This is a genomic window from Bacillus sp. SH7-1 (assembly GCF_008042405.1).
GTDB classification, from domain to species: Bacteria; Bacillota; Bacilli; order Bacillales; family Bacillaceae_G; genus Bacillus_A; species Bacillus_A thuringiensis_N.
The window spans coordinates 1-10,988 of sequence record NZ_QNUD01000036.1 but is presented as its reverse complement, the minus strand read 5'-3'; the positions used below and the strand labels follow the sequence as shown (position 1 = coordinate 10,988).

The following is a 10,988-nucleotide window of genomic DNA, read 5'->3' as shown; positions in this document are numbered from 1 at the left end:
TATATATACAGATTAAATATTATCATAGAGGAAATTAAAGTAAATAGAAAATGCCTAATTGCATATTTAAATAGCAAGATACCACCACATATCTCATTAACTAAAAAAAATAAGCTGACCTTTCAAAGAAATTACCTCTAAAAAAGAAAAATTCTATTTAGAGGGTATATCAAAAACTTAGCTTGATGGTGATGGGATAGTACCACATCACCATCAACTTAAGGAAATAAGTTCCCCCAAAACATAATTCAATTAAATTCCAAGTTTATAAAAACAAATTTCCATTTAGAGGGTACTTTAAAATCTTAGCTTGATAGCAAAACATATACTTATATAAGGGTTTTACCTAAAATAGTTCGCCAGTCATTACAGTCATAAACTCCTTAAAAAACTGTTCATAATTCATTTGTATTGCAATCCTATGTTTTGGACGATTACCGAATGTTTCTGGTTCAAAGGTAGATCTAAAATCTCCTATACTTTGTCCTCTTACAGTATCCCGTACATTAACTGTGACTGCTGATTGATGGTAGGTGAAAATATCATCACGATTAATCGCAATTAAAGTAAGTACATCATGAACCGGGCTACCTTGTATTCCAGGCACTTTTTTTTGATAAAATTGATAATAGTAATAGTCTAAAAGAGGCTTTAAAAATTTAGTTTTCCCTTTAGAGTGGATATAATTGACCATTTCCGGTGTTACAATAGCCGATTGTGTAACATTTAAAGGATAAATTGATAGATTCTTTGCGTATCTCATTACAATATTGACCGATCCCGGATCACCATAAAAGTTAGCTTCAGCAATGGGAGTAACATTTCCTGGATATAGAAAAGCTCCTCCCATAATATAATAAGAATGTACATATTCCATCACATCACCATAAAGAAGAAATAAAGTTGCAAGTGAAGTTAGCCGTCCGGTATTCACGATAATAAGTTCATTTTTATGCTGTTTAATAAGTGTGAGAACCTCAAAAAAATTCTCGAATTTCTGTATCTCTAATCCTGGATAAATGGGCCCTATCCCAAATTTACCGTGAACTTCTGGATAAAAAGTTTCAGCTTCTGAAGACATGGAATGCTCCGCCCCACCAAAAACTTTTATATATTCTTTACCTACACTTTTAAGTAAAAAGCGTACATTTCTAACAACTTCAGCTTTAGGTACGTTCCCATAGTCAGCAACAATTCCTATAACATCAATTTTATCTGTCAAATGCGCATATATAATAGCTATCGTATCGTCAATCCCGAAATCCCCAAAAAACAGTACTTTTTTCCCCATACAATGTTGCTCCTTAATTTTACTAGTTTTCAAAACGGATTATAATTATGGATCGTAGGATAAGTTTGTTCTCATGTTTATTTGTAGTACGGTATATGAATGAATTCATCTAGTTAACATACACTTTCGTTAATAATGAGCAAATTCCTTTTGTATGAAATGAAATAGTATAGAATTACTCACCTTAACAAGTTTTTTCTGATACCCTATACTCATTATATGGTCCTCAAAATGAATAAAATACATTATTCTTTCTGTAGAATTATAGGTAAGGATAACGTATTTTTCGTTATATAGATATTGCAAAGTTTAGCTTGATAGCGATGTGGTGCTACCCCATGCCCATCAACTTAAGAAAACAGATTCACCCCAAAACGAAAAAATGGGCTTAATTCTCATATATAACTGTCGAGAGATAATTTTTTGTTTTAGTGGTACTTCAAAATATTAGCTTGATGGCGATGGGACTGAACCCCTAATAATTTATTTTAATAATGACTCTTTTCATAAAATAAAAATCAGTTATCAGTCTAAACCATTTTTTAAATCTAACAATAACAAGTGTGCTTCTTTACCTTTCAGATAGTCTCTATTATTCTAATTTCTTCATTTCTTTCAGCCGTGCTATCTCCTTTTCTGAAGCATTTTCTATTTTATACAGTTCATAGCTACCCTTTATCTCATCTATCACTACAAATTCAACTTCATTTCGAACATAGCTTTTAGTTTTCTCCTTTTTATAACCAATAACATTATCTAATATAGTTTCTCCACTATCTTTTTTATATAAATTATAACTAACAGGTGGACGGCCAATTACATACTTATTATCAGAAAATCCGACTATATCATCCCTCCCTAATCCTGTCGAAACACTCCAGACAAAAATAATCTGAAATATAGAATAAACAACAATACCGCATAAGAAAAAAAATAGGATTAATTTAAAAAATAACTTTAAAAGTATCCTGCCCAAAAACATTCCCTCCCATTTCACCTCGAGATAGCAAGAACAAAAATTGAATTTTGTACGCTAAGGAACCGAATTTTTTAGATTGTTGAAATCAATCCCCCGTCAGTGCCATAAGAAAAAGAGTTACCGTAGTAACCCTATTGCTTATAATACACGTCATTGGGAGAAGCTATGGATGAATAAAATCAATCTATGAAATTTCCCACAACCTTTTAACCTCCACCAATTCCTGTCCATTGAATTCCATTCTATATATATCGGGTTTTGATGTCTGTAGTAAAAAATCCAAGTCATACTTACTGTCATAATACCCCATCATCAAAGTCATAACAGCTCCATGAGTGCCTAATACTACTTTCTGCCCTCGATAGGTATTTAATAATTCTTCTAAGACTTTTATAGCACGTTTCTGACATTCGACATTAGACTCTCCTCCCATTAAAGCAAAATCGGGGTCTAAGAATGACTTTTTTATCAAAGGGAATAATTCTTTATCCGACATTCGTTCCTCTTCAGCAATAAAAACTCTTTCTTTTAAGTCCTCAAATACTAAAACTTCTTGTCCTATTTGCTTCGCTAACTGCTGAACAGTTAGAATTGAACGATCGTATGGACTTGAGATAACAACGTCGATTCCCTCATCTTGTAATGCATCTGTTATTCGTTGAACATCTAATTTTCCTCTTTCAGTTAATCCTCTTGTTTGTTCTTTCCCAAATTTCGGTGAATCCCCGTGTCTCACCATATATATGAAAGTTTTCATAATTACCTCCAAAGTTTTATAATCCCTCTTTACACAACTATCCTACGATTCTATAGAAAGAATATTGTATATTTCATTTTAAGCATTATATTATATTGAAATTTTATTCAATCTTTCCTGTGATTGACTATTAGTTCTAACAAACAGGCCCTTATATAGGAAAAATGCCCCTACTATTACAATCATACCAATATAAACAGACATCATCGTAGGAATTAAGAATGCACCGACGATAATAGTCATTCTTGCAATTAGATCCGCCCCAATATATGATAGACCCGCAAAGGCTGAATATGATCCTCTCTTGTCAGCAGGAATCATATTAGCTTGTTCTGCATTTAAGATTGGGGAGTAGACAAGTTCACCAACAGTGGCAATAAAATTAAAAATAATCAGTACGTACCAAGTGTTTGCAGATGTTACTGTCACATAGCCTACACCATAGAGAACAAGACCTAAAATTAACGCTCTTTTTCCACTTAAACGATTTGTAAATTTATTTACAATAAACGTTAAACATACTACCAAAAGCATATTTTGTATGTTAAGAATACTTAGCATCCGCACCCCTACTATTTCAAAGTTCCCAATGCTTATTGGATTGAATGTTTCTGAAAGTCGTACACCAATATAACTGTTTAAAGAAAACTCTGCCGCAAATATGCAGGTAGATCCTATTACAACTTTTAAAAATGCTCTATCTTGAATAGCAACTTTATAGTTTTGAATTAGATCAAGTACTATATTTCCATGCCTTTTTTCTAGGCACTCTTTAACTTCTGCAACTAGCCAAATTTTATAAGCAATTGGTAATGTAGCAGAAACAAAAGTCAGTAATATAAATAACTCTTTTTGATGATGAATGTATAAAAAACCACCTAATGCTGCACCAATTGCCATAGAAAGATTCATAAGCCAATAGTCAATTGTATAGACAGCCTTTCGATTTTCCGGTGTAGTTGAATCTATGATGATAGCTTGCATGGATGGTCGCCCCAGACTGCTAGTTATTATAAAACCTACATAAGCGATTGCAAATAACCAAATTATCTTATTTGTAGGAAATAAGCTTAAAGTCATAAATAAAAACATTAAAGTACTAGAAAAAGAAGTTAATAATAAGATTTTCTTTCGTTGAAATCGATCTGAAATGTAACCTCCAATTAAATTTGAAAAAAAACTTAAAATAACCGTTAAGATTAAAAATAACCCAGCCCATACTTTATTTATTTCTTGAGCAAAAAACAATGCCATGAAAGGCATTACTGCTGATGTAACAGCACGATTAAAAAATGATGTAATTAAGCGTACTTTTATATTTTGCTCAAATTCTTTCCAATTCATCGTATCTCCTCCCCTTGTCTAGTGATATATTAAACTAGACTTATCAAATTAAAAATGGACACCTTCATAAAAACATGTCCACTTATAAAAGGAGATAGGAAAATGGATAAAACTTTACTGAATCTATGGCAATCATTTTCTTCAGGAAATATAAAAATACAAGACCTAGCAGATTTTTTAAATTTAAGTACAAAGCAAACAGTACGTTACTTACATAAATGGATGGATGAAGGTTGGCTGACTTTCACTCCTGGAAAAGGTAGAGGAAATCCCTCCTCTCTCCAATGGTTGAAAAATATAGAACAAATCTATGAGTCACAAGTAATGGAAATTATGGACCAACAGCCTGTTGAAAAAAGTAGTAAATATTTACTATATAATTGGTCTCCAAACAGTAAACTACGCTTGATGACTAAGTTTCATTCAAAATTTGGCTATATACATAACTCAGATGATAAATTAATTATTCCTAGAAGAAAGCCCTTTTTAACAACACATCCGCTCGAGGCTGCCGATGTGCATAGTGCACATATTGTCGCGAACGTTTTCAATCGACTTGTTTATATGGATAAAAAGGGGAACATATTCCCTGAAATAGCTCACAGTTGGGATTTAACTCAATCTACGCTTAGACTATATTTAAAAAAGTCTATAAAATTTCATGATGGATCCATCTTAACAGCGTCTGATGTGAAACTATGTCTCTCAAAATTACGCAGTCATACATACTATAAAGACTTATGGGCACCCATAGAAAAAATAGAAGTTGTTTCACCATTAATTATTGATATACATTACCCAAAGGGGTGTAGTTATTGTTTACAAATGTTATGCATGATAAATACAAGTATTTATAAAGAAAATAACGATCAAATCATAGGAACCGGTGGTTTTTATATAGGAGAGAATAACCCGGAAAAAACATCATTAATAGCATTTCATGATTATTTTCAAGAAAGACCTTTGCTAGATATAGTAGAATTTATTCAGGTCCCTCTAGAATTTGATACTATTTATCAATCTTCCCAACACCATAAATGTAATTCTACCTTTCAAGTAGAAAGGAATTCAGGTTTTGGCGTTATAATTATGAATGCTTGGCGCGATTCTTCCATTCAGCACATAGATGTTCGTAATTACTTACATTCAATTATCGCTAACAATATAAATCATATTCATGAATATGATTCTCAAAAAAAACCAAATGTTAATAGCTGTTTGAAAGACATAGATCATCAAGTCAAGATTCCAAAAAGAAACCGTCCCGAATTTAAAGAACCACTTATTATAAAAGCTACTCAGTATACAGAAGCGACTACAAAATGGTTAATGCATATCTTAGAAAAAGAAAATATACCTTTTCAAGTTAAATGGGTTCCCTTTGAAAACTATCTTAGGGATGAAAAGCTTAATGAACAAGTCGATCTTTTTATTCATGGTGAAGTATTCGAGATGAATCAAGAGATATCATTTTATTATTTTTTAACAGCTAGATATTCACCATTAGCTAAAGTGTTAAAAACAAATAAATCACTAAGAAAACAACTATCTAAATATAAACATACACCTTTTGAAGAGTGGGATTTGTTAAATAAGAATCTTGAAAAAGAACTGATAGAATCCTCTATTATGGTTCCCTTATACTATGAAACACGGCAAATTCCTTTTTCATCAGATTTAACGAATATTAAGATGAAATATTTTGGGTATGTGGATTTTTCTCAACTTTGGATAAGACCTTTAATTTAAGATTCACAAGAAACCTAATCCACTTGTAATAATTATTACCCTATTTAATTTCCCTGAGGCCAAAGGGAAATTTTTGGAGAGTACGGATACATCGCTATCAGGTCAATTAAACTGGTATCTTAGAATCATCAACTTAAACAATAAATAACACCATCTCCATTTTTTCAATCTTTTGAAGGACTCACAAAACAAAATTATTATCTCTCCATTGTTAGCTATGAGAAATTAGCTCGTTTTTTCATTTTGGGGAACCATCGATTTCTAAGCCTGATGATGATGTGATGCAACCTCAACTTGGTAAAATATCATTTGAATGGGAGTCCAATACATATTATTAAAGTTAAAGTGGTTCGAGTCGGAGGACGGCACCTTAGGGTGTCTTTTTTTATTTTCACCCGACAAAATATGACAATAAACAAATAGCTTGTTTGCTACCATGGGGTGAGAAATCTTACATTTTGAAAGGGGATATAATATGAGCAACACCCGAGAAGAAAAAAGACAAAATGAACGTTCACAAGAAAGATGGTATAAAAAAATTATAGGGTTCCGTTCCGGCACTAAGTGGAAAATGGTTGTTGCATGTTTTGTATACCTCACTATTATCGGTGGAATAGCTGGAGCCTTTAAAGATGAGAAAAAAGATTCATACCAGGCAACTGCTGATGTTGAAAACGAACGAAAAGAAGCAATAAAAAAAGCTCAAGATGAAGATAAAGCAAAAGCTGATGAAGAGAAAAAGAAACAAGAAAAAGAAGTTGCTGCACAACCTGTAGAGAAAAAAGAGGAATCACTTGAAGATAAGGTTAAAAAGCTTGCTAGCAACGAATTTGGCAAGGGAAAAGTTGAATCTGTTAAAGTGAATGACAACTTAGGGACTGAAGATACAAACGATAAAATTGTATTAATAACTGCTGAAGCCAAAGAAAACGTATCAGCAAATTACACTAAAAAAGGCATGTGGATTGCTACAATATCTATATTAAAAGATTTAAAAAATGAAAAAAACATAAGCGAAATTGCTTTCTTTTATAAATATCCACTAGTGGATCAATACGGTAACGAGAAAAAGGATAATGTCATGAAAATCACACTTAATCGCGAAACACTAGAAAAGATCAATTACGATAACTTTTTACATAACAACTTGCCTAAAGTAGCTAATCAATATTGGGAACACCCTGCATTAAGTAAGAAATAATTAGCACTCGAAAGGGTGCTTTTATCTTGCTCTAAAAAATAAATAACATTAGGGGTGAAGTGCATGAGAAAGGGATTTATTGTAGGATTACCACTTGCTACATGTCTTGTTTTCGCGGGCTGCTCAGCTGATATGAAAGTTGTAGAACAAGATGCTACAGAGAAATTGAAAGATAGCAAGTTGTCACCGTATATTGAAGAGGCTAGTTACAAAGCTGGTAACAGAAATAAAAATGAAACTTCAGTAAACATCAAAATAAATGCGGAGGAACGATTCTCTGACCTAGAAAAAGTGGAGAAATATGAGGTAATGAGTGACGCCATTACAAAATTAGTAGGGGCCTCTAACCTAATTAAATGTGGAGACGATAAATTCTGTATTTATGATAATATACAGATATCTTATAATAATGACATTTATAAAATGAGTGTTATTGATAAGGAATTAGTTATTAATGATAAAGAAAGATACACAAAATCAGATTACAAAAATGATTTGGATTACCTAAACAAAACTGTTGGTTTAAAATAAAGCTTAATCAAAAAAGTATCCCATCCCCATATTATATGGTAAATACAAAGACTCTATTTTGAAAAAAGTTTAATCAAAATAGAGTCTCTTGTTAGAAAGCTAAATTTAGTTTTTATAAAAAAGATTGATCAAAACCCATAATCTTATCTATTATAAGAATTTACTTATACCTAACCTATTCTTCAAACCAAAACAGAACTTCAATAGGTGCTTTTAAAACCTTCGCAATATCATATGTAAGTTTAAATGAAGGATTATATTTTCCATTTTCGAGATTTCCAATTGTTTCTCTTCTAACACCTACCTTATTAGCTAAATCTTCTTGAGACATATTTAGCCTTACCCTATATTCTTTCATTCGAGTCTTAAGTGGCATCTTGCATCCCTTTCTTTTCTCTATGCTCAAATACTTCTAAATTAATTATGAATGTGCCTAAAGGTATGGAAAATGAAATTATAACGAATAACCGAATTATATGTACATTTTCAAATATAAAAACACTTAAGAGTAGTATACTGCCTAGTACTATTGCTACGAAAAAAGCTCTTGTAGCGGCGATCCGAACATGCAGCATAAACAGCTCATCTGGTACTACTCTTGCATATGCGAAGAAGAAAAAGAAACCGAAAAAATAATATGCCCATAAAATATTACCTAAAAATGTAAGCGGACCTAAAAAACCCAAAAAACCAAGAAATCCTAAATATGCTAATTTATTTTTCATATAAACCCCCTATGTGATATATTTCGCTCTTTATGTTATAAATATATCACATAAATTTGATAATAAAAAGGACAGAAAACAGTACAACAGTTTTATAAACGTCGTAAATTTATCTAAAAGTTACATCAATATTACTTAACATGAGAAAATAATATTCAGGTGAGAGTCCAATACATATTATTAAAATTAAGATGGTTCAAGTCGGAGGAAGGCACCTTAGGGTGTTTTTTTAAGGTAATACATCAATATTTTCTTTTTACAATTGGTATGTAACGATATCTAATGGGCTTTTGAGCAGTACGATGGACGTCAACAAGATTGTAGTTCCATTGTACTTGAAAACGCTAGATATACTATGATTTGATTTCATCATAAAAGAAATTATTTCCAAAAACTATCGGTAATGTTTGACATAATTTTACCATTCCTACCAGCGAGAGCAAACGTTCTCTTTTTTTTATTTCCGTTCGACAAAATTCGACATACTAGTTGTAACTGTTTCTGTTATGATAGTTTCGGAAATCTTACAATTTATCACTGGAGGAACTACATAATGGGTAAAATTTTTAAGTTTGGGTGTTTAGGATTTATCGGTTTAATCGTACTTGGTGCTATTGCGGCGGCATTAGGTGGAGGGGATGACAAGAAAGAAACAACTTCTTCTGAACCAAAGCAAGAGACACAAGCTCCGGCTACTAAAGAAGAGCCTAAAAAAGAAGAAGTGAAGAAAGAAGAACCTAAAAAAGAGGAAGCTCCAAAAAATAAACCTGGGATTAGCAAAGCTGAATTCGATCAAATTCAAAACGGAATGAGTTATGACGAAGTTAAAGCTATCATCGGTAGCGACGGGGAAGTTTTATCAGAGTCTGGTCAAGCTGGCGAACAATTCCATACAATCATGTATAAATGGGATGGAGAAAAAGGTTTTGGCGCTAATGCGAACTTCATGTTCCAAGAGGGTAAACTACAAAACAAATCTCAATTCGGTTTAAAATAATAGAAGGGACAGCTCCATATGATGGGGTTGTTCTTTTATTTTACTCTCAGACATAAATACAATTAGGGGTGATGTATGTGAAGAAAGGATTTATAGGGATATTATTGGCCGCTGCATGTCTTGTATTCACTGGCTGTTCAGCAGATATGAAAGAAGTTGAGACGGCTACTAAAGATAAATTAGAAGATAGTCAGTTAGGACCATACATTGAAAAAGTTACTTATAAACCTGGTGAAAAGAAAGATGATTACACACCTGTAAGTGTTCAAATAAATACAAATGAAAAATTCTCCGACTTATCTAAAATGGAAACATACGCAGCTATGAACGATGCCTTCGACAAAATTATAGGATCTTATAATCAGGTTTCTTGTGGAGGTAATAACAAATGTGACTACAAAGACATCCAAGTATTCTATGGTAAAGATACATATGTTATGGATATTATGTATAGAGGACTACTTATTAACGATTTTGAAACATATACAAAAAATGATTATATAGTAGATATGGACCGAGTAGACAAAGTGAATCCAACTGACAAATATAATGAAAGTCATAATATGACTCCAACACCTTCGTCAGGACAAGGATCAACATCTACATATGATCCTAAGAAAGACTCAGCTAACTATGACGCTAACGGGAATTATAAGCCAGTTGACCAGATGAAACCTGAAGAAATAAAAAAAGAGTTAGAGGGAATGTTGGAAGAATCTTTAAAGAAATAAAAAAATATAGATTTGAATCCTATTTCTCAATGAAGAAAATAATATTTGGATGAGAGTCCGATACATATTATTAAAATTAAAGTGGTTCAAGTCGGAGGAAGGCACCTTAGGGTGTCTTTTTTCATTTTTGTGATGTTTGTTTTTCTTAAGTTGATAGATATAGGTAAATATAACCTAATTAGGGTCGATATGTATAATTGCATATTTTGGTTGAGAGTCCGATACATATTATTAAAATTAAAGTGGTTCAAGTCGGCACCTTAGGGTGTCTTTTTTCATTTTTGTGATGTTTGTTTTTCTTAAGTTGATAGATATAGGTAAATATAACCTAATTAGGGTCGATATGTATAATTGCATATTTTCATATGATATTTAAGTGTTATACTTGGTTTGTATTAACAAAGGAGGTAATAACATGGAAAACTTACAAATGTTAACTGAAAAAGAATTAATGGAAATTGAAGCTGGTGGCTGGTGGAACAGCTGGGGTAAATGTGTTGCTGGAACTGCAGGTGGAGCCATTGGTGGTGGATTAGCAGGTGCTGCAACAGGTTCAGCTGTTCCTGTTATTGGTACTGGTATTGGAGCTGCAGCAGGTGGAATTGGTGGCGGTTTAACAGGCGCTGCTTCTGCTTGCTAATACTATATAAATTAACCTTTTAATTTTTTATTTAATACTGTAT

The 10,988-nt window shown here is 32.3% G+C and carries 12 protein-coding genes; 6 read left to right on the top strand and 6 right to left on the bottom strand.

What is annotated here, in order from left to right:
* Window positions 1–346: 346 nt before the first annotated feature.
* From DN390_RS24490 to DN390_RS24475, 4 genes are all read right to left on the bottom strand, one after another.
* Entirely contained in the window at window positions 347–1,291 is a 945-nt protein-coding gene (locus DN390_RS24490; protein ID WP_147808727.1) for a nucleoside hydrolase, read from the bottom strand.
* 592 nt (window positions 1,292–1,883) lie between these two features.
* Window positions 1,884–2,267 (bottom strand): hypothetical protein, encoded by a 384-nt coding sequence (locus tag DN390_RS24485; protein ID WP_147808726.1) that lies wholly within the window; start codon window positions 2,265–2,267, stop codon window positions 1,884–1,886.
* Between the two features lie 187 nt (window positions 2,268–2,454).
* Window positions 2,455–3,027: a histidine phosphatase family protein gene (locus DN390_RS24480; RefSeq protein WP_147808725.1), complete on the bottom strand. Its 573-nt coding sequence runs from the start codon at window positions 3,025–3,027 to the stop codon at window positions 2,455–2,457.
* A 90-nt stretch (window positions 3,028–3,117) separates the two neighbouring features.
* On the bottom strand, window positions 3,118–4,371 hold the full coding sequence (locus DN390_RS24475; RefSeq protein ID WP_147808724.1) for an MDR family MFS transporter: 1,254 nt from the start codon (window positions 4,369–4,371) through the stop codon (window positions 3,118–3,120).
* 102 nt (window positions 4,372–4,473) lie between these two features.
* Between DN390_RS24475 and DN390_RS24470 the strand changes: the two genes are divergently transcribed.
* The 3 genes from DN390_RS24470 to DN390_RS24460 all read left to right on the top strand — a co-directional run bounded on the left by DN390_RS24470 (window position 4,474) and on the right by DN390_RS24460 (window position 7,852).
* Entirely contained in the window at window positions 4,474–6,120 is a 1,647-nt protein-coding gene (locus DN390_RS24470) for an ABC transporter substrate-binding protein (protein ID WP_147808723.1), read from the top strand.
* Window positions 6,121–6,595: 475 nt separating this feature from the next.
* Window positions 6,596–7,321, top strand: coding sequence for a hypothetical protein (locus DN390_RS31395; protein ID WP_255444171.1), 726 nt, complete (start codon window positions 6,596–6,598; stop codon window positions 7,319–7,321).
* Between the two features lie 63 nt (window positions 7,322–7,384).
* Window positions 7,385–7,852, top strand: a complete 468-nt coding sequence (locus tag DN390_RS24460; protein ID WP_179955780.1) for a hypothetical protein — start codon at window positions 7,385–7,387, stop codon at window positions 7,850–7,852.
* Window positions 7,853–8,027: 175 nt separating this feature from the next.
* Here DN390_RS24460 and DN390_RS24455 read toward each other — a convergent pair whose 3' ends face one another.
* Window positions 8,028–8,228 (bottom strand): helix-turn-helix transcriptional regulator, encoded by a 201-nt coding sequence (locus tag DN390_RS24455; protein WP_001128820.1) that lies wholly within the window; start codon window positions 8,226–8,228, stop codon window positions 8,028–8,030.
* The gene (locus tag DN390_RS24450) at window positions 8,218–8,577 is read right to left on the bottom strand and encodes a DUF3796 domain-containing protein (protein ID WP_097851724.1); all 360 of its coding nucleotides are present in this window, start codon (window positions 8,575–8,577) and stop codon (window positions 8,218–8,220) included. Before DN390_RS24450 ends, DN390_RS24455 begins: the two co-directional genes overlap by 11 nt.
* Window positions 8,578–9,130: 553 nt before the next feature.
* Here DN390_RS24450 and DN390_RS24445 point away from each other — a divergent pair.
* The 3 genes from DN390_RS24445 to DN390_RS24425 all read left to right on the top strand — a co-directional run bounded on the left by DN390_RS24445 (window position 9,131) and on the right by DN390_RS24425 (window position 10,945).
* Window positions 9,131–9,574, top strand: a complete 444-nt coding sequence (locus DN390_RS24445; RefSeq protein WP_147808722.1) for a DUF3862 domain-containing protein — start codon at window positions 9,131–9,133, stop codon at window positions 9,572–9,574.
* 71 nt (window positions 9,575–9,645) lie between these two features.
* Window positions 9,646–10,305: a hypothetical protein gene (locus tag DN390_RS31390; protein ID WP_370513487.1), complete on the top strand. Its 660-nt coding sequence runs from the start codon at window positions 9,646–9,648 to the stop codon at window positions 10,303–10,305.
* A 415-nt stretch (window positions 10,306–10,720) separates the two neighbouring features.
* A complete protein-coding gene (locus DN390_RS24425; protein ID WP_033728831.1) occupies window positions 10,721–10,945 on the top strand; it encodes a Blp family class II bacteriocin in 225 nt (74 codons plus the stop codon).
* Window positions 10,946–10,988 lie beyond the last annotated feature (43 nt).